This window comes from Amycolatopsis regifaucium (assembly GCF_001613935.1).
Lineage (GTDB): Bacteria > Actinomycetota > Actinomycetes > Mycobacteriales > Pseudonocardiaceae > Amycolatopsis > Amycolatopsis regifaucium.
The window spans coordinates 398,457-417,478 of the sequence record NZ_LQCI01000002.1; the positions used below are offsets into that span (position 1 = coordinate 398,457).

At 70.6% G+C, this 19,022-nt stretch carries 17 protein-coding genes and 1 pseudogene; 9 read left to right on the forward strand and 9 right to left on the reverse strand.

The genetic code is table 11. The features are described from left to right. Positions 1-37 precede the first annotated feature (37 nt). Positions 38-1,393, reverse strand: coding sequence for a type I glutamate--ammonia ligase (locus AVL48_RS02995; protein WP_061983709.1), 1,356 nt, complete (start codon positions 1,391-1,393; stop codon positions 38-40). Between the two features lie 277 nt (positions 1,394-1,670). Between AVL48_RS02995 and AVL48_RS03000 the strand changes: the two are divergent. Then, a pseudogene (locus tag AVL48_RS03000) lies at positions 1,671-2,108 on the forward strand (tannase/feruloyl esterase family alpha/beta hydrolase); the annotation flags it as partial. 105 nt (positions 2,109-2,213) lie between these two features. Here AVL48_RS03000 and AVL48_RS03005 read toward each other — a convergent pair. The 3 genes from AVL48_RS03005 to AVL48_RS03015 form a co-directional block, all read right to left on the reverse strand. After that, complete coding sequence (locus AVL48_RS03005; RefSeq protein WP_061983707.1) at positions 2,214-4,088, reverse strand: helix-turn-helix domain-containing protein; 1,875 nt, start codon at positions 4,086-4,088, stop codon at positions 2,214-2,216. Positions 4,089-4,164: 76 nt separating this feature from the next. Next, the gene (locus tag AVL48_RS03010; protein WP_061983706.1) at positions 4,165-4,635 is read right to left on the reverse strand and encodes a hypothetical protein; all 471 of its coding nucleotides are present in this window, start codon (positions 4,633-4,635) and stop codon (positions 4,165-4,167) included. A gap of 444 nt (positions 4,636-5,079) precedes the next feature. After that, on the reverse strand, positions 5,080-5,418 hold the full coding sequence (locus AVL48_RS03015) for a peptidase inhibitor family I36 protein (protein ID WP_061983705.1): 339 nt from the start codon (positions 5,416-5,418) through the stop codon (positions 5,080-5,082). 228 nt (positions 5,419-5,646) lie between these two features. Here AVL48_RS03015 and AVL48_RS03020 point away from each other — a divergent pair, with 228 nt between their 5' ends. Next, positions 5,647-6,108: an SRPBCC family protein gene (locus tag AVL48_RS03020; RefSeq protein WP_061983704.1), complete on the forward strand. Its 462-nt coding sequence runs from the start codon at positions 5,647-5,649 to the stop codon at positions 6,106-6,108. Here the strand turns inward: AVL48_RS03020 and AVL48_RS03025 are convergent. From AVL48_RS03025 to AVL48_RS03045, 5 genes are all read right to left on the reverse strand, one after another. Further along, entirely contained in the window at positions 6,099-7,691 is a 1,593-nt protein-coding gene (locus tag AVL48_RS03025; RefSeq protein WP_061983703.1) for a phytoene desaturase family protein, read from the reverse strand. The two genes, AVL48_RS03020 and AVL48_RS03025, sit on opposite strands and share 10 nt — an antisense overlap. A 16-nt stretch (positions 7,692-7,707) precedes the next feature. Beyond that, on the reverse strand, positions 7,708-8,784 hold the full coding sequence (locus AVL48_RS03030; protein WP_061983702.1) for an NAD-dependent epimerase/dehydratase family protein: 1,077 nt from the start codon (positions 8,782-8,784) through the stop codon (positions 7,708-7,710). A gap of 52 nt (positions 8,785-8,836) precedes the next feature. Next, entirely contained in the window at positions 8,837-10,069 is a 1,233-nt protein-coding gene (locus AVL48_RS03035) for an NAD(P)/FAD-dependent oxidoreductase (protein WP_061983701.1), read from the reverse strand. Beyond that, the gene (locus AVL48_RS03040; protein ID WP_061983700.1) at positions 10,056-11,084 is read right to left on the reverse strand and encodes a Rieske (2Fe-2S) protein; all 1,029 of its coding nucleotides are present in this window, start codon (positions 11,082-11,084) and stop codon (positions 10,056-10,058) included. The genes AVL48_RS03035 and AVL48_RS03040 overlap by 14 nt, the downstream gene beginning before the upstream one ends. A 93-nt stretch (positions 11,085-11,177) precedes the next feature. Then, positions 11,178-12,068: a MerR family transcriptional regulator gene (locus AVL48_RS03045; protein WP_061983699.1), complete on the reverse strand. Its 891-nt coding sequence runs from the start codon at positions 12,066-12,068 to the stop codon at positions 11,178-11,180. A 421-nt stretch (positions 12,069-12,489) separates the two neighbouring features. Between AVL48_RS03045 and AVL48_RS03050 the strand changes: the two genes are divergently transcribed. Genes AVL48_RS03050 through AVL48_RS03080 form a run of 7 tightly spaced genes read left to right on the forward strand, consistent with a single transcriptional unit; the run spans position 12,490 to position 18,976 of the window. Then, positions 12,490-13,590, forward strand: coding sequence for a polyprenyl synthetase family protein (locus AVL48_RS03050; protein ID WP_061983698.1), 1,101 nt, complete (start codon positions 12,490-12,492; stop codon positions 13,588-13,590). Beyond that, a complete protein-coding gene (crtI, locus tag AVL48_RS03055; RefSeq protein WP_061983697.1) occupies positions 13,587-15,104 on the forward strand; it encodes a phytoene desaturase family protein in 1,518 nt (505 codons plus the stop codon). The genes AVL48_RS03050 and crtI overlap by 4 nt, the downstream gene beginning before the upstream one ends. Next, complete coding sequence (locus tag AVL48_RS03060) at positions 15,101-16,063, forward strand: phytoene/squalene synthase family protein (protein ID WP_061983696.1); 963 nt, start codon at positions 15,101-15,103, stop codon at positions 16,061-16,063. The genes crtI and AVL48_RS03060 overlap by 4 nt, the downstream gene beginning before the upstream one ends. Then, positions 16,064-16,405 carry a lycopene cyclase domain-containing protein gene (locus AVL48_RS03065; protein ID WP_061983695.1) on the forward strand — a complete coding sequence of 114 codons (342 nt, stop codon included), beginning with the start codon at positions 16,064-16,066 and terminating at the stop codon, positions 16,403-16,405. It abuts the gene before it with no gap. Further along, complete coding sequence (locus AVL48_RS03070) at positions 16,402-16,722, forward strand: lycopene cyclase domain-containing protein (protein ID WP_061983694.1); 321 nt, start codon at positions 16,402-16,404, stop codon at positions 16,720-16,722. Before AVL48_RS03065 ends, AVL48_RS03070 begins: the two co-directional genes overlap by 4 nt. After that, complete coding sequence (locus tag AVL48_RS03075) at positions 16,719-17,450, forward strand: class I SAM-dependent methyltransferase (RefSeq protein WP_061983693.1); 732 nt, start codon at positions 16,719-16,721, stop codon at positions 17,448-17,450. Before AVL48_RS03070 ends, AVL48_RS03075 begins: the two co-directional genes overlap by 4 nt. Continuing rightward, a complete protein-coding gene (locus AVL48_RS03080) occupies positions 17,447-18,976 on the forward strand; it encodes an FAD-dependent oxidoreductase (RefSeq protein ID WP_061983692.1) in 1,530 nt (509 codons plus the stop codon). The genes AVL48_RS03075 and AVL48_RS03080 overlap by 4 nt, the downstream gene beginning before the upstream one ends. The last annotated feature ends 46 nt before the right edge of the window (positions 18,977-19,022 follow it).

A 19,022-nucleotide genomic window follows, 5' to 3' on the forward strand; every position in this document is an offset into this window, starting at 1 on the left:
GCGTCAAGTGACGCCGAGCTTGTACGTCACTTCGTGGTCAGTACAGCCAGCGGTGTCCCGCGACCACCTCCTCGGGCGACCGCGGCGCCGCCCACGCGGCGTCGGACTCCCGCACCGCGCGGAAGGCGTCGGCCAGCTCCGCGCCGAGGACCGCGGAGATCCGCGTGTCGTCCGCCAGCGCGGCGAGCTGTTCGTCCACTGTGGAGGGAAGGAGGCGGATACCCGCGTCCGCGCGTTCGGCGTCGGTCCATGTGCCGGGGTCCTGCTGGACCGGGTCCGGCGGGGTGAGGTTGTCCTCGATGCCGGACACCCCTGCCGCGATGACGACCGCCAGCGCGAGGTACGGGTTGGCCGAGGCGTCCGACGGCTTCAGTTCGACGTTGGCGTGCCCGGCGCCCAGGAACTCCGAGCCCGGGACCAGCCGCAGCGACGCTTCCCGGTTCTCGGCACCCCAGAAGCCATAGGCGCCGGACCAGAACCCAGGACGCCGGCGCAACAGCGATACGACACTCGGCGCGCTCACGGCGACGACAGCGGGCAGGTCGCGCAACAGCCCGGCCAGGTAGGCGGCACCGTTCGCGGTGAGGCCGTGCGGTCCGGTACCGCCTTCGAGCAGGTTGACGCCGTCGCGGCTGACGGAGGTGTGCAGATGCCAGCCGTTGCCGACGGTGCCGGTCTCCACGAGCGGCGAGAAACTCGCCCGCAGACCGTGCGAGCGGGCGGCGGCGTGGATGGTCTGGCGGGCGAGCAGCTGGTGATCGGCCGCCGTGAGCGGGTCGTGGGCCACGATGCTGAGTTCGAACTGCCCTGGCCCGTATTCGCCGTGGAACTGGTGCACCCCGACCCCGTTCCGGTCCAGGTCCCGCAGCAGCTGCTCGGCGAACCCGTCGACGGCCAGCGTGCGGACGGGCCCGTAAGAGGGGCCGTCGTGCACCGGGCGGAACCCGTCCGCGTCCACGGTCGTGAGCTGGAACTCCATCTCGTAGCCCGCGCGCACGGTCAGGCCCGCGCTCGCGGCCCGCTCCACCTGCCGCTCGAGCACCCGCCGCGGATCGTAGGCCCAGGCCGAGCCGTCGGCGGCGACCTGGTGTCCCGGCGCCCACGCGAAGCCGGGCTGGCCGGACAGGCGCACGAGGCGGTCCATCTCGGGCATGAGCCGGATGTCCCCGGAGGGGGTGGCGAGTCCCTTGTGCCCGAAGGTGATCGCGTCGTGGGAGTCGAAAACGGCGAACAGCGGCGTGATGCCGATCCCGGTGCGCGCGGCCGACGCCAGCCCGCGCACGGGGACGGTGCGCGACCGGGTGATGCCGTTGTTGTCGGCCCAGGCGACGATGACGCCGACGACACCCTGATCCACGAGCTCCGCCACCGTGTCCTGCACGTCCTTGCCCACCGGGTACCCCTCATCCGTCGCGTTTTCCCGTCAGCACACCATTCCTACTGCAGTGGCGCACACAACCGATAGACGTCCGGTTCACCGATCGCGGTGACGTACACCGGTGACGTCGTCCGACGGTCGCCGCGGCGATTCCCGCGTTCGTGACGTGGTCGGCACAAACCACGGAACGCAAAGGAAAGCCGATGTCTGAAGTCACCTACACCGCGGTCGCCTCCTCCACCGCCGAGGGCCGCAACGGGGGCCACGCGAGGTCCGACGACGGCGCGCTCGACTGTTCCGCCAGTCGGTGCGGGAGTACGACCGGGTCATCGGCACCTCCGATTCGAACCTGTCGGACTTCCGGCGCGCCGGCGGCAAGCTGATCACCGTCGTCGGCACGGCGGACCAGCTGATCCCGCCGGGCGGGACGCTCGCCTACCGCGAGCAGGTCGAGCGGCGGATGGGCGGAGCGGCGCGGGTGAACGACTTCTACCGCCTGTTCCTGGCACCCGGTGTGCAGCACTGTGGTGGTGGCGCGGGTGCGCAGCCGGTCGGCGCGCTGCGCGCGCTGGTCGACTGGGTCGAGCACGGGAAGGCCCCGGCCACACTGGCCGCGACCACCCTCGACGGCTCGGCGTCGCGGGACCTGTGCCCGCTGCCGCAGCGGTCGCGCTACACCGGGCACGGTGACCCGGCACTGGCGTCGAGCTACCGCTGCACGAGGTTCTGAGGTCGCGGGTGGCGATTCGAGCACTCACCCGAATCGCCACCCCTGCTCCCACCTTGAGGGGCAATGAGGTTTCTTTCGCGCTCATGATGACCTCGGCACCCACCGTCAGCAGCCGCCGAGTTTGTTCAACCGCAAGGCGACCTGGATCTCCAGTAGGCGCTCGGCCTGCCGCCAGTCCTCCCCCAGCAGCCGCGCGACCCTGGTCAGGCGCTGGGACACGGTGTTGTGGTGGACGTGCAGTTCCTGCGCGGTGGTGCGGGCGTTCTGGTTACTGGCACAGAACACCTCCAGTGTCCGCACCAGATCGGAGCCGTGGTCACGGTCGTAAGCCAGTACCGGCCCGAGGGTGGCCTCGACGAAGTTCGCGATGTCCGGGCGGCCGTTGAACAGCGCCCCGACGAAACCGAGGTCGGCGGTCTGGGCCGTGTCACCGTGGCGGCCGAGTGCCAGCAGCGCGCGCAAGCACTTCTCGGCCTCGTCGTGCGCGGCGGTGACGGCCGTGGGATGCGGCACGCGCGCCACCCCGGCGGTGACCTGATCGCGAGCGGTGCGGGCGAGCTCCCATGACACGGCGCGGCCGACCGCGCCCGGCTCGTCGCCGGGTGCCAGGAAGACGACCGTGTCGTGATGGTGGGTGGCCAGGCCGCGGAAGCGGCGGGCCAGCGCGGCCAGCGCCGGATGGATCCGCTCGCGTACCGGCCCGTGCAAATGAGCGACGATCAGGACGGTGCAGGCGTCGAGGTCGACGCCGAGGATCGACGCGCGATGCCGCAGCAGGTCGACGTCCTGTGCCTTCCGGGTGAGCAGCTCGCCGAGCAGTTCACCCCGGACCTGCGCTTCGGCCTCGGCCATTCTCCGCCGGGTGACCAGCACCAGCGCGGCCACGAGCGCCGCACGCTCCAGGATCCGCCGGTCGATGTCGCTGATGCTGCTCGTACCGACATGCACCAAGGTGCCGAGCGGCTCGGACTCGGTGATCATCGGCACCACACACAGCCGGTCCCGAACCAGGGTGTGACCGGATCGGCGTGCCTCGACGCCGAGTTCGGCGATCGGCAGCGGCGGCTGCCCGTTCTCGGGACTGGAGCCGGCGACGACGCTGCCGTGCTCGTCGACGATCAGCACGTGCCCGGACACCGCCCCGGCGGTGGCGTGCGCGACCTCGTCGACGCCCTTGCCCTGGATGACCAGCTTGGTGAGCCGCTCGTGGACGTCGGCGGTGCGTTCCAGATCGTCCACATGCGAGCCGATGGTGGCGTTGGCGACCCGGAGATCTCCGACGGCGGTCTGGGCCGCGGCCAGCAGCCTGGCGTTCTCGATCGCCACCGCGGCGTGGTTGGCGAGCATGCTCAACGCGGTGATGTCGCGGCTGCTGAAGGAACGCACGGCGCGGTGCGCGGCCAGCAGGACGCCGATGACCTCCTGTTTGAGTTTCACCGGCACGCCCAGCAGCGACTCGATCCGTTCCGCGGCCACGGTCCGGTCGATCTGCTCGGTGTGGTGCAGCGTCGTGTCGTGCAGGTAGGCCTCGACACTGCAGGGCTCCCCCGTACGGGCGACCATGCCGCCGAGCCCGCTGCCCGGGGCCAGCCGGAGGCCGACCAGTAAGCCCGAGATGTTGCCCGCCGCGGCCCTGATGTAGCAGTCGCCGCGGTCGCTGTCACTGAGACTGATGTAGGCCAGGTCGCATTCCAGCAGACGGCGGGCACGGTCCGCGATGGCCTGCAGAATCGAGTCGAGATCCCGCATCGCCGCCAGATCGTTGGCGGTGTCGTTGAGCAACTGCAGCTCGGCTTCGTTGCGCCGGTGCCGGATCAGGGTGTCCCGCAGCCGCAACGCGATCGCCCGGTCGCGTTCGAGCGCGTCCAGCTCCCGCGCGGGCAGGTTCCTCGCGCGTGCCTGTGCCACGGCGGCGTCGAAAGCGTCGGCGTCGGCGTCCTCGACGAGTAGTTGCAGCAGCGATCTGGCGTCAGCGCCCATCGTTCCTCCTCAGGGCCACCCGCGGCCGTCACGGACGGACGCCGCGAGCACCCCGCCCCAGTGTGTCCCCGCCTGATCAAGATCGCGAGCGTCGTCGCGGACGGCGAAGCGCGTGGCCACTGCGCCGAGGCAGCCGCACCCCGTCGTAGAAGTACGAACCGACGATTCCGACAGTGCCGACGGTGAAAAGGGCGACTATGCCGAAGCCGACCGGAAGGTAGGACAGAGTCGACTCCGGGGGTTCGCTGCCGTTCCGAGGCTCGTCCGATCCCATGAGCAGCACGGCGACCAGCACCGTCGCGACCAGCGCTCCGACGCCGACCAGCAACAACAGCGAACGGGTGATCCTGGTGAGCTGGGCGCTGTAGACCCGTACGTCGAGTTCGGTTTCACAGGCGCCGCACCGCACGGGGGCGGTCTTCACTCCCTTGGCCGGCCGTGGCACCGGGATCGGGTGCAGCGAGTAGGTGAGGATTCCCAGTGATCCTTCCAACCGCCAGTTGTGGTTGTGCTGGAGGTGTATCCGTGGATGTTCGCCAGCCCGCATCACGCCTCCACGGCACGTCGTCGTCGAGGGCAGTTCGACAACGAGCGGATCGTGTCCCCCGCTGTCCACAAGGGACGTTCTTCGGCGAAGGCTCCCTTCACTACCTTGAGGGTAGTGGCAAGGAACGCGGGCCGAAAGCGACTGTGTGGATTTCGGGACGTTGGATGACCAGAAATCCACACAGTCGCGCGTGACCGGTCCAGTCACACCGGCCAGACTCGTGAAGAGGTGAGGGGGTGTGTGGAAACAGGGACAGTGCCGCGATCTCTACGGTCTACGGCGCGGGCCAGGAGTCGCGCGCCCGCTCACGTGAAAGCCACTTTCACAACACACGCACCCTTACAGACGGGACATAAGGGCATAAACCGGACGTCCGGTCACAAGAGTGTGTCCCTTGTAGACATTGGCGCCGGTCGGCTGTCGGCGACCAGGCCGCGCGTTCGATCAGGCGCGGCGGAAGCTGTGCACCACGAACCTCGTCTGCGCGATCTGCTTGCCGGGCGCGAGCACGAACGACGGGCCGTTGCACGAGGAGCCGTTGTACATCCGGATGCTGTACCCGGTGCGGCTGACCGCTGAGTTGTAGTGCTTGTCCGGATAGCAGTGGGTGTTCTTGTCGAAATAGCCTGCCGTGCTCTTCGTCCCGGTGTAGTTGGTACCCGACCACAGGCACAGATCCGAGGTGCAGCTCGGCGCGGCCATGGCGGTGGCGGGTGCGACCACCGTTCCCGCGACGGCTACGCCGGCGGCCAGCAGGGTCATCAGGCGATACTTGCGGCTCATCGGTTTCCTTCCTCGACCAGGCGCTTTGCCCGGTTCCGCCGGAGCGTAACCACGAAATCGGCCACTGGGACGGCGTAGTTGCCCAACGGTGACATGGGAAGCACCGGTCGCGAACCGGCTCTCGCCGATCGATTCGCCCGTGGCGGGTATCACCCGGGCGTTGCGTCTTCGATTCAAGTCGCGCCGTCCGGGTATCCGGGCTCTGCCAACCCACAACAGGAGGACGCCGTGAGCGAAGTCAGCCGAGTCGTCGACGTACCACCGGACGCCGTTTTCACCGTGCTCGCCGACGGCTGGCTGTACGCGAGCTGGGTCGTCGGCAGTTCCCACATCCGTGACGTCGACGAGGACTGGCCCGCCGTCGGTTCGCGGATCCACCACAGCGTCGGGCCGTGGCCCTTCCACATCCAGGACGTGACGGTCGTGAAGGCGGTCGAGCCGGGGGTTTCCCTGTCACTGGAGGCGAGGGGCTGGCCGCTCGGTGCGGCGGCGGTCGAGCTCACGCTCGTTCCCCACGGTGCGGGCAAGACCGAGGTCAGGATGAAGGAAAGCGTCGTGGGTGGTCCCGTCAAGGTGCTGCCCGACGCGGTTCAGGCGCTCGTCGCCAAGCCGCGCAACACCGAAGCCCTCGCCCGTCTGGCGGATCTGGCGACCGGGAAGTACGCGAACCGCAAGGACGCTCAGCGGTAGACGGCCCGGTTCGCCGCGCCGATCACCGCCGCGTAGCCCTCGCCGAGCAGGCCCGCCCTGGCCAGCGCGGCGCGGGCCGCGTTGGCGCCGGGGCCCCCGTGGACCGCGCCGCCCGGATGCGCCGACGAGCCCGCGAGGAACAAGCGGTCCACCGGGGTGTCCGCGCGGCCGAGGCCGGGGACTGGCCGGAAGAACAACTGCTGGTGGATGGCCGTGGTCCCGCCGCTGATCGCGCCCCCGACCAGCCCGGGGTCATGGGCGGCCAGTTCGAGCGGGCCCTGCACGTACCGGCCCTGGATCAGCTCGCGGAACCCCGGCGCACTGGCCTCGATCGTCTTTTCGATCCGCGCGATCTGCCGGTCCAGTTCCTCCCGGTGCTCCATCAGCCCGCGGGGGACATGGGTGTACGCCCACGCCGCTTCGGTACCCGGGGGCGAACGGTGCGGATCGCTCGTCGTCATCTGCCCGAACAGCAGGAACGGATTTCGCGGGCTCCGGCCGCGGACCAGTTCGCCGCCGAAGGCCGACAGACCGTCCAGATCCGCGCCGAGGTGGATCGTGCCCGCCCCGCGAGCGCCTTCCGCCGTCCACGGAACGGGACCGGACAGCGCCCAATCCACCTTCACCGTGGCACTGTCCCATTGGAACCGGCCGAGATCGTCGAGCAGCCGCGAGGGCAGCCATTCCGGCGCGACCATCTCGCCGTACAACGTCGGCGCCGGCACATCCGCGAGTACCGCCTTGCGCGCCCGGATGGGGTTGCCGTCGGCGTCGCGCACGCCCATCGCCCGTCCACCCGCGACAAGCACCTCCGTCGCGGGACAACCGCAGCGGATCTCACCGCCGCGGGCGGCGAGCCGTCGCACCAGTGCCGCGATCAACTCACCGGCTCCGCCGACCGGCACGGGGAAGCCGACGTCCTGCCCGATCATCGCGAGCAGCCAGCCGAAGACGGCGCTGCCCGCGTTGTCCACGGAGAGGTCGCTGTGCGCGGCGTTCCCGGCCAGCAACAGCCGGGCACCCTCGCCGTCGAAATGCTCTTCCCCCAACCGGCGGGCGGGCAGGGTGAGCATCCGCGCCAGCCGCAGCGCGTCGGCGACCCCTGTCCGCCGCAGCAGCCGCACAGCCGGGCGCACCGGCGGGAACGGCGTGAACAACGCGTTCAGCAGCGGCTCGCGAATGTCCTGCCACTGCCCGAACAAGCTTCGCCACGCGGCGCCGTCGCCCGGCGCGAATTCGTCGGCCGAGGCCGCCGTCCGCTCGATGTCCCGCGAGAGCACCACGCACCGGTCGTCGGGCAGGACGTGCGCGAGGACGTCGGGAGCGTGCCGCCAGCTCAGCCCGTGGTCTTCCAGCCGCAGTCCCCGCATCACCGGTGAGACCGCGGTGAGCGGGAAGAACGCGCTGCAGAGGTCGTTGCGGAACCCGGGCGCGGTGACTTCGTCGGTCCGTACGGCGCCGCCCGGCTTTTCCGCCTGCTCCAGCACCAGCACCGACCAGCCGGCGTCGGCCAGGAGGTTCGCCGCGACCAGGCCGTTGTGGCCGGCGCCGATGACGACCGCGTCGAAGACTTCCGTGCTCATCCGAGCCTCCCGATCGTCAGGATTGTGATTGGTGGCTGGGCCTGCCACGGGCGAGCGAGCGGAGCCGGGCCAGCAGGTCGTGCCCGCGCGGCGGGGCGAGTGGCGCGCTCGCGGCCCCTTCACCCGACCGGAGTCCGGCGACCAGTTCCGCGACCACACTGGCGGCGTCGTGTTCGGGTTTCCAGCCCAGTGTGGTCTCGGCGAGGGTTGTGTCCACGAGCGGCGCGCCGTCGGCGAGATCCAGCCAGCCGGGATGCAGCGGCAAGGCGCCCGTCCGCCAGGCGGCGTGCGCGGCCACCCGGACGAGTGATCGCGGCGCCGGAACACGGAGCCCGCCGAGCAGACCGGCCAGCGCGTCGGCGTCCAGCACACCCGGGGCGGCGAGATTCACCGCTCCGGTGAAACGCCGCGCAAGCACCAGCCGGATCGCTTCGGCGACGTCGGCGCTGTGCACCGCCTGCGCCCGCAGCTCCGTCCAGAGCGGGAGCGGCAGCCACCGGCGGCCCACGACCCCGGCGGGGACGGCCGGGCCCAGCAGCCAGCGCTCGAACTCCCCCGCCGCCCGTCGCTGCAGGATCGCGCACGGCCGCAACCTGGCCACCGCGGTCTCCGGATGGGTCGCCTCGAACCGGTCGAGCAAGGCCTCCAGTCCGGCTTTGCCTCGGCTGTAGGCGCTGGTCGGGATGCCCTCGCGCGGCCAATCCTCGGTGACCTTCTTCCACCGAGGCGCCGGCCCGTAGGCGGCGACGGACGACATGACGACCAAATGCGGTACCCCGGCCGCGGCCACCGCGGCGAGCACGTTCCGGGTTCCGTGGTCGTTGGTCCGCCACATCGGCGGGTCCCCGCGCTCCGGCGAGATCGCCCAGGCGAGATGGACGACCGCGTCGGCGCCCTCCACCAGGTCGGTCAGCTTCGCGCGGCCGACGTCGTCCCCGAGGTCCATGGCCGACCAGGCCGCCGCGCGATAGGGCGCGGCCGTGGTGTCGGGCAGCCTCCTGGCCACGCCGATCAGCTCGTCGTCGCCGGGTTCGAGGGCGTGGAGCAGCGCCGTCCCGACATTTCCGGTCGCCCCGGTGATCACAATCCGCACAGCCTGCGCGTACCCGGGCCGGAGATCGCGGAAACGTGGCGTGGCGTACCACTCACCCCGCTCTGAGGTCGCGTGCCACGGCTCGGGCGGTCCGGGCGCCGGACGCCAGCGCGCCTTGCAGGGAGCTGGTGTCCCGGTGATCGCCGCAAACGTAAATCCTTTCGCCGAAACGGATTTCGCGGCGAATGTCATGCGGCGCCGTCATGTCCGGTAGCGCGTGCGGGATCTCGTAGCGCCCGGCCAGCGGCCATCGGGACGCGTCGTCGCGGTACATCCGGCTCAGTTCTCGCCGCACTTCCGCTTCCTCGAGCGGGGTGAGCGCCGAGGTGCTGACGAGCGCGGCACCGTCCGGGGCGTAGGTGGGACAGACCTCGCTGAGCACCGCGGTGCTGAGGATCGGCCCGCCACGGGCGTCGATCACGATGACCGGCTCCCGCAACGGTGACCGCGGCGGGGTGAAGTACCACGTCGTGACGCTGTTCCACCGGGGTTCCGGTACGCCACCGACAAGCCGCGCGGCGGTGGTCCCGTCCGTGGCGACGACGACGGCTCGCGCGTTCCAGACGTCTCCGCCGGAGGTCCGCACCCGGCCGCCTTCGACTTCCTCGACCGGACAGCCGGTCCGCACGGCGGAAACGGGCAACAGCCGCGCGAGTTGCCTCGGCAGTTCTCCCATCCCGAGTGCGGGCAACGAGGGCGCGGACCGGAGAAAACTCCGCCACACCAGCCGGAAGAACCGCGAAGAGGTACTCAAACCGGCTTCCAGGAAGACCCCGGACAGGAACGGGCGGAGCACGGTGTCGACAGCCCGGTCCGACAGCCCGGTCCGGCGCAGTTCGTCGGCGGTCGTGCTGTCGTCACCGCGGATGATCGATCGAGCCGGGCCGGCCGCGACGCGAGCGGTCAGCGCCCCGAGCGCCGCCAGGTCCTTGGCCGAGAGGTACCGCCGTGCCGCGACATCGCGCAGCGCCTTGGGTGTGTCGAGGGGATTTCCGAGCAGGCTCGTGCGAGCGTCGTCGGAAACCCTGACCGCGCGCCAGAACCTGCCCAGCCGGAGTGCGTCCACATCGGTAAGGCGCTGAATGGCGGGATAAGCCGGATTGAGGATCTGGAAGCCGCGGTCCAGCCGGAAGCCGTCGACGACGTCCGTGCGCACCCGGCCGCCGACCTCGTCCCCGGCTTCCAGGACCGCACAGGCGATCCCGGCCCGGTGCAGGTGCAGACCCGCGGCGAGACCGGCGAGTCCCGCACCCACGATGACGACGTCGGTTTCATGCCCGGCCATCGGCGATGTCCCCCGCTCGCAAGGCGTAGCGCCGCTCCGCGTAGGCGAGGTCGTCCCGCCAGAGACGGGCGGACGCGCGGCGCATCAGTGGCCGCAGTGCCGGTGCGATCCGGGCGGCCTTGGCGAAACCGGGCCGGTCGGAGGTGGCTATCGTCGCCTCGATCACGGCGGTGCGCGGTCGTCCGTCGGGGCCGTTCCCGAGCGGGGTGGCGTGGGTTTCGACCACACTGCCCGCGCCTTCGCCCTCGACGATGGTCATGAGCACGGTGCGCGGCTCGGGGCAGGTGAACTCGGCGAGCACCGGCACGCCCAGTTTCCCGGCGAGCCGGAAGGTCACTTCGAGGACGAACTTGTCCTCGGCGTCGGTGACGTCGTGCCCTTGCGGAGCCGACAAAACCCGCAGACGCGTGAACGAGTACGGGTGGAACCAGGCGCCGTGCCAAGGATCGAGCCGGTTCGCGACGACGTCCACGGGTTCGCACGTCCCGGTCAGCGTCGCGACCGCGTCGATGGTGAGGTCACCTCGCGGACGGACCGGCACCATCGGCCGTTCCGTGGGGTTTTCGCCACCGAAGCGGTCGAGGCGCACCCAGGCGAGCACGCCGTCGTCGTAGGACGGCAACCGCGACCAGCCGGGCCGCTCCGGCCCGATCCGCAACCCGTGCCACCGGCAGACCAACTCTCCACAATGGACACGAGCCTGAGCGAGCGGGGCACCGAGATGCGGGCAGGCACCGGGTCCGATGACCAGGTCGCCGTCCTGGCCACGCCAGGCCACCAGTTCCCGGCCACCGGCGCGCAGCCCCAGCGGCTGATCCTCGCGGATCTCCCGGCTGGCCGCGACGACGAACCAGTTGCCGGCCGGACGGGCGTCGGCGCGTTTGACCGCGGCGTCGATCAGCGCGGGGCCGCATTCGCGGTAGGTCGGTTCCTGCCGGGCCCAAGCCGGTTCACGGAACGGCTGGACGGGCCATTTCGATGGCCAACGCCCGACCACCTGCCGCCTGAGATCCACCGGAAATCCTCCTGCCGAGCGTCGCGTGCCGGAATGGCCGTGCTCTCATCCTCTGGCACTTGAAGCGATCCCGCAACGGTTCGGCGCGCGGACTCAGGCTTTGAATCGGGCGGCGGCCACCTCCAGCGCGGTGGTCAGGTCGTTGACCCAAGGCGCGTCATGGACGTTGAGCCCTTCCCAGCCGGGACCGGCGACGGCGACCTCGATTTCCTGCCGCTGAAGACGCTCGCACAGCAGGACGTCGACGGTTCCGGCGGACATCGACCACAGCACCACCAGCACCGGATCCAGTTTGGACGCCAGACCTGCCATGGTTTCCGCGGGCACCAGCTGACCGAGATAGAGAGCGGGAATACCGATCTCCAGCAGCGACGCGCGGAGAACTTCGACCGGCAGGCTGTGCCGCTCGTCCGGGCAACAGGCGATGAGCACTCCGCGTTCGGTCGGCACGGTGGCGAACCGGGTGACGTAGCGTTGCAGCGCCAGGGAAATCTCGGTGGTGAGTGCCCATTCCGACTCGAAGCACACGTCACCGCCCGCCCAGCGGCGCCCGAGTCGGCGCAGGATCGGCAGCAACACCTCGGCCCACGTCGCCGCCGCGCCGATCGCGTCGAGGGTCTCGTCCAGCAACGCCGCGATGGAAGCGAACTCGAGGTCATCCGCGGCCTGCTCCAGTTCGCCGGCCAGCCTGTCGACGGGTACGCCGGGGATCGTCACGTCGGCACCGGAGAAGGCGGCCGCGGCCGCCTCGCGGGCAGGAATCCCCCGGTCGATCAGCCGCTGCATGTGCTGCAGCTTGCGGACGTCCGCGTCCGAGTAACGGCGATGACGCCCCTCACCGCGCAAGGTGGGGCCGACGCCGTACCGCGCGGCCCAGGTCCGAAGTGTGACCGGCGAGACTCCCAGCACTTCGGCGACCTTGCCAGGAGTCCACGAACCTCCGGCTACGGGGCCGCCACGGCCGTTCATCTCCTCGACGCCCATCCATTCCACGTTTCCGGTGCGGTGCCCGCTCGCGCGGCGATCACTGCGGGCAGCTTACGAGGTAACCGGACGTGACCAGGTGCATACCGGCTCAGGGACGGACGAACGCCCGGCGGCACCACGGCGTTCCCCGGGAATACCGGTTCACGCCAGGTGCCGCCGGGCGTCGGAGAACCCGGCCCGAGGGGCACCGGGCTTCCCAGGGTGGCGGGGTCCGGACCACCCTCGTTCGCATGACGACCTTCTTCGATCCGTGAGCGGTGCGGGTTTGCGCCGGGAAATCCCGGGAAATCCCAGGTCTTCCTTGCTCCACAGGCGATACCGCCCGAGTTGCGGGGCCCTCGCCGGATCTAGTAGACAAGGTTACCTCAGAAGTGAAACGGTTATGAAACGAATCACCGGATCGGCGGAAGGAAGTCGGATGGCGTCGACCATGGCGGCGGAAGAGGCGCCGTCGAAGGAGGCGCCGGCCGGGTGGCTGGACGCTGTGGGCGCGCGTTGCCTCGCCGAAGCGCGAGGTTTCGTCGAAGCACGGGCCGCCGAGCACTTCTCCGGCCGCGCCGAGGGCGAACTCGCGGAAACCGTCATCCCCCAGTTCCTCGCCGGAGGAAAATTCCTCCGGCCGATGTTCGCCTATGTGGGCTGGCGGTGCGGGGGTCCCGAATCGGACGCCGCCGTGCGGGCCGCGGCGAGCTTGGAACTGCTCCATTGTTTCGCGCTGGCGCAGGACGACGTCATGGACGGCTCGGCGCTGCGGCGGGGCCGTCCCGCGCTGCATGTGCGATTCTCGCGGTGGCATGCCGAACAGCGATGGAGCGGATCCGCCGACCGGTTCGGCGAATCCGCGGCGATACTCGCCGGTGACCTCTTCCTCGTCTGGTCCGAGCAGCTGCTCCGGGAATCCGGTCTGGCCGCGGAAGCGTTGTCGCGCGGCTGGCCGAGGTACGACGCGATGCGCGCGGAGCTGGCGGTCGGGCAGCTGGCCGATCTGGTGAACGACGCACGGACCCTTCCCGGCTGGGACTCTCTGCTCGACGTGCTGCGCCGGAAGTCCGGCAACTACACCGTCCGCAGGCCACTGGAGTTCGGCGCGGCGCTGGCGGGCTGCGGGCCGGACGTCCTGGCCGCGCTCACCGAGTACGGCGGCCTGGTCGGCGAGGCGTTCCAGTTCAAGGACGACCTGCTCGGTGTCTTCGGCGATCCCGCCGTCACCGGCAAGCCCTCCGGTCAAGACCTTCGCGATCGCAAGGCGTCCAGCGTCGTGGTACTCGCCGCCGAGATGGCCGACCGGGCGCAGCACGACGAACTCGGCGAACTGCTGAACCTGGTCACGGTGGACGACGACGCCGTCTCCCGCTGGTGCGGGCTGATCGCGGCGACCGGGGCCCGCGAACGCCTCGGCGAACTCATCCGGGAACGGGCGGACAAGGCGCAAGCGGTGATCGACGCGGCCGTCGTCCCGCGACAGGCCGCGGACGCGCTGGCCCTCCTCGCCACCCGCTGCACGGAGCGCGAGCAGTGAAAACGGTGCCCGGCCGGACGAACCGGATCGTCGTGGTGGGCGCGGGGTTGTCGGGTCTGGCGGCGGCGCTGCACCTGGCAGGCCGCGGCCGCGACGTCACCGTCCTCGAACGCGACCCCGGTCCGGGTGGCCGCGCGGGGCGGGTCGAACGCGAGGGCTATCTGCTCGACACCGGCCCGACAGTGCTGACCATGCCGTCGATCCTGCAAGACACCTTCGGCGCCGTGGGCGCCGACCTCGACGAGGAACTACCGCTCACCCGGCTCGATCCGGCCTATCTCGCGCGGTTCGCCGACGGCAGCGCCCTGCCCGTGCACACCGACGCCGCGGCGATGACGGACGCGGTACGCGAGTTCGCCGGTCCCGCCGAGGCCGCGGGATACCTCCGGCTGCGCGAGTGGCTGACCCGGCTCTACCGCACCGAATTCGGCCGGTTCATCGACTCGAACATCGACTCACCGCTGGCCATGCTCAACCCGGATCTGGCCCGTCTGGTGGCACTCGGTGGTTTCCGTCGGCTTGACCCCAAGATCGGATCCTTCCTGTCCGACGAACGGCTGAAGCGGGTGTTCACCTTCCAAGCGCTTTACGCGGGCGAGTCGCCGATGCGGGCGCTGGCGCTGTACGCGATCATCTCCTATATGGACACCGTCGGCGGCGTGTACTTCCCTCCCGGCGGGGTCGCGGCACTCCCCCAGGCACTCGCCCGGGTCGCCGCCGAGAACGGCGTCACCTTCCGCTACGGCGACCCCGCGCACACTCTCGAGCGCGAAGGCGCCCGGGTCCACGCGGTCCGCACGGCGGCGGGCGAACGCCATCCCTGCGACGCCGTGATCCTGACGACCGAACTGCCCGAGAGCTACCGGCTGCTCGGCCGGACCCCGAAGCGGCCCGTTCCGCTGCGGCCCGCGCCGTCGGCGCTGGTCCTGCACACCGGTGGCCCCGATCCCCAGCCCGAGGTCGGGCACCACACCATCTCCTTCGGGCGGCGGTGGCGCTCGACCTTCGACGAACTCATCACTTCCGGGCAGCGCATGACCGATCCGTCCCTGCTGATCACCCGGCCGACCGCGACCGATCCGGGCCTCGCACCGGTTGGTCGTCAGCTCTACTCGATCCTCGCGCCGGTGCCGAATCTCGACCGAGGCCCCGCGGATTGGGCCGCCGACGCCGGACCGTACGCGGAGGAGATCCTCGCCATCGCACAGCAGCGAGCACTGCCTGGCTTCGAACCCGAATTCACCGAGGTGATCAGCCCCGCCGACTGGGCCGACCGCGGGCTGGTGGCCGGAACCCCCTTCAGTTACGCGCACTCGTTCGTCCAGACCGGACCGTTCCGTCCTCGGAATCTCCCGCATGGCACCGAAAATGTCGTCCTCGCCGGTGGCGCGACGGTGCCGGGAGTCGGCGTGCCGACCGTCCTGATCTCCGGCAGGCTGGCCGCCGACCGGATCACCGGCGTGCCCGGACGTCGCTCGCGGGTGCTCGACCTGGCCGCGGAGGCGAACCGATGACCCGACGCGAACTCGACGCCGCCGAAATCCACGACCCGAACCTGCGAGCCGCCTATACCTGGTGCCGCGACGTCAACGCCCGGCACGGCCGGACATACTTCCTGGCGACGCGCATGCTGGCTCCCGCGCAGCGGCCCGCCGTCCACGCGCTCTATGGTTTCGCTCGACGGCTGGACGACATCGTCGACGAGCCCGATCCCGGCGCGACTCCGGAGTCCCTGGCCGCACGACTGTCCGAAGTGGAGGATCGCTTCCTCGCCGACCTGACCGCGGGCACGAGTGACGATGCCCTGCTGACGGCGGTGATCGACACGGCTGCCCGGTACGAGCTGGAGGAGCGGCTTTTTCGCGCCTTCTTCGCCTCGATGCGGATGGACCTGAGCGTGACCGACTACGCGACCAGGACCGACCTCGACGATTACGTGCACGGCTCGGCGGAAGTGATCGGCCTGCAGGTGCTCCCGATCCTCGGCGCGGTGGCGCCCCGCGAAGAGGCCGCGCCGCGCGCCGCCGCGCTCGGCAAGGCCTTCCAGCTCACCAACTTCCTCCGTGACGTCGCCGAGGACTTCGCACGCGGACGGGTCTATCTGCCCGCCGACGAACTCAAGGAACACGACGTCGATCGCGAACGGCTGTCCTGGTGCGCGGAGCACGGCCGATCCGACGCCCGCGTCCGTGCCGCGATCAAGGAACAGATCGCGGTGACCCGGCGTGTCTACGCCGAAGCGCGGGCGGGGATCGCGATGTTGCATCCGGTCTCGCGGCCCTGTGTGGCCACCGCCGCGACCCTTTACGGGGAGATCCTCGACCGGATCGAGGAGGCGGACCACGACGTCTTCGCCGGCCGGGCGACGGTGTCCCGGCGCCGTCGGCTCGGGGTCGCCTGCGGCGCCCTCGCTCGCGCACAGTGGGCTCGCACACGGCATCCCGCCCCCGCTCCCCCGGCGGGGGTGGCCTGAGTGGGCAAGGTCGAATACCTCGTCGTGCTGGCGGCGTGCGTCCTGGTGACGCTGCCGCTGGAACTCGCGGGCGCCCGCGTCTACCGGCAGCCGAAACGACTGGCCCGCGCGCTGCTCCCGGTGGCCGTCGTCTTCCTCGTCTGGGACGCGCTGGCGATCGCGGGTGAGGTCTGGACCTACGCGCCGGAATTCGTCACCGGTATCCGCGCGCCGTTTTCCCTTCCGCTGGAAGAGATCCTGTTCTTCGTCGTGATCCCGATCTGCGGAGTGCTGACCTACGAAGCGGTCCAGCTCACCCTTACCGGCCTCCGGCGGAGTGGGAAGCAGGGGGTTCGGCGATGATCCCTTGGGGCTACACGGTTCCGGCCGTCGCCGCGGTGATCGTGGTCATCCTCGTCGAACTGACGGTGCTGAAGACCGGCCTGTTCCGCAAACCCGCCTACTGGCTCACGATGGTGATCGTCACCGGGTTTCAGATTCCCGTCGACGGCTGGCTGACGAAGCTTTCCGCGCCGATCGTCCGGTACGCGCCCGAGCACATCACCGGCTGGCGGTTCCCCTGGGACATCCCGGTCGAGGACTTCCTCTTCGGCTTCGCGATGGTGACCGCCGTCCTGCTGCTGTGGGAACGAGCCCGAGCACGAGAGGAAGCGCGATGAACGCCATGGCGCGCGACGGTTTGCCGCGCGGGACCGTGCCATCGGCCTTCGACACCGAAGCCCGGTTCTACGACCGCCTCGTCGGCGCGAATCCGGGTTACCACGAGCATTTGCGCCTGTCCGCCCGGCGGCTCGGCCTCCCCGCCAAGGCACCTGGACCGCGCGTGCTGGACGTCGGCTGCGGAACCGGCGCGTCCACGGCGGCGCTCCTGTCCGTGGTGCCGAACGCCCGGATCACCGCCTTCGACGCGTCCGGCGAGATGCTGGAGCGGGCCCGGAGCAAGACCTGGCCCGGCAGCGTCGAATTCGTGCACACCCCGGTCGAGGAGCTGGCCGGCATCCACGGCCCGTTCGACGGGATCCTGGCGGCGTATCTGCTGCGCAACCTCACCGAGCCGACCACGCAGCTGCGCCGGCTCCGTGAGCTGCTCCGACCCGGTGGCCGGATCGCCGTGCACGAGTACTCCGTCCGCGATTCCCGGCGCGCCCGGCTGGTCTGGAACGCCGTCTGCGCGGGCGTGATCATCCCGCTCGGGAAGCTCACCACCGGCGATGCCACGCTCTACCGGCATCTTCGCCGCAGCGTCCTCGAATTCGACGGCATCGCCGCACTCACCCGGCGCCTCACCGAAGCCGGCTTCACCGACGTCCACACCGCGACCGTCGGCGGCTGGCAGCGCGGCATCGTCCACACCGTCGTCGGCACCGCACCCTTGGAGACACCGTGACCCGACCCCGGGACCGCCGCCGCGTCACCCGCCAGGCACCGGCGGGCCTGCCCGACGCCGCGCTGCTCGGACGGCGGCCCACCGCCGCGATCGTGGGCGGCGGCATCGCCGGGCTCACCGCGGCGACCGGACTGGCCGAACGCGGCGTCAGCGTCACCGTCTTCGAACGCGAAGACCATCTCGGCGGACGAGTCGGCGGCTGGCCGGAACGGCTTCCGGACGGCACCGCGGTGACCATGAGCCGCGGTTTCCACGCGTTCTTCCGCCAGTACTACAACCTGCGCGCCCTGCTCGCGCGCACCGATCCGCGGCTGGACCGGCTCACCCCGCTGACCGACTATCCGCTGATGGACGCGCACGGCCGCATCGACACCTTCGCCGGACTTCCGCGCACCCCGCCGTGGAACGCGGTGGCGTTCGCCTGGCGCAGCCCGACCTTCACCCGCAAGGACTTGCTGCACCTCAGCGGCCGGGAAGCCCTGCCGCTGGCGACGGTCAGCGTGCCGGAGATCTATCACCGGCTCGACCGCACCGACGCCGCGACCTTCCTCGAAGCGATCAACTTCCCGCCCGCCGCCAAACACCTCGCGTTCGAGGTCTTCTCCCGCAGCTTCTTCGCCGACCCGCGCGAACTGTCGGCCGCGGAACTGGCGACCATGTTCCACCTGTATTTCCTGGGCTCCAGCGAAGGTCTCGTCTTCGACGTACCGACCGAGCCGTTCCCCCAGGCGCTCTGGGACCCGCTCGCGAGCTATCTCACCGGCCGCCGTGTCGACCTCCGCACCGGCACGGCGGTGACCGGCCTCGGCCGGACCCTGGAAGGTTTCACACTCGAAGCAGGCGGCCGGACGGAGCACTTCGACGGCGTCGTCCTCGCCTGCGATGTCGCCGGCCTGCGCGAAATCGTGGCCGCTTCCCCGGAGATCGGCACGGAGGCCTGGCGGGCCGACATCGGCGGCTTGCGGACGGCCCCGCCGTTCCTGGTCCGGCGGCTCTGGCTCGACCGCCCGGTCGAGCCACACCGGTCGCCGTTCCTCGGCACCGGCAGCATCCCGCCGCTGGACAACATCAGCCTGCTCGACCGGTACGAGGGCGAAGCCCGTCGCTGGGCCGCCCGCACCGGCGGCTCGGTCGTCGAACTGCACGCCTACGCGGCCTCCACCGACGACTCGAGCGGCTTGGAGAAAGCACTGGAAAGCCGTCTCCACGAGATCTACCCGGAGACCAGGAACGCCCGCGTCGTCGGTGATATCACGTTGTGGCGCGAAGACTGCCCGCTCTTCGGAGTCGGTGACTTCGCCCGGCGGCCCACGGTGGAAACACCCGACCCGGCACTGGCGCTCGCGGGCGACGGCATCCGGATCGACCTCCCGGTCGCCCTCATGGAACGCGCGGCCGCCACCGGCTGGACCGCGGCGAACTCGCTTCTCGGGCACTGGGGGCTTGCCGGGCACCCGATTCGCTCGGTCCCCAACCACGGCCGGATCCGCCTGCTGAACCGGCTGGCCACCTCGATGCCCGGTTGAGCCGGTGTCCGCTGCTCATGTCGCGATACCGCCGCCCGCGTGACTT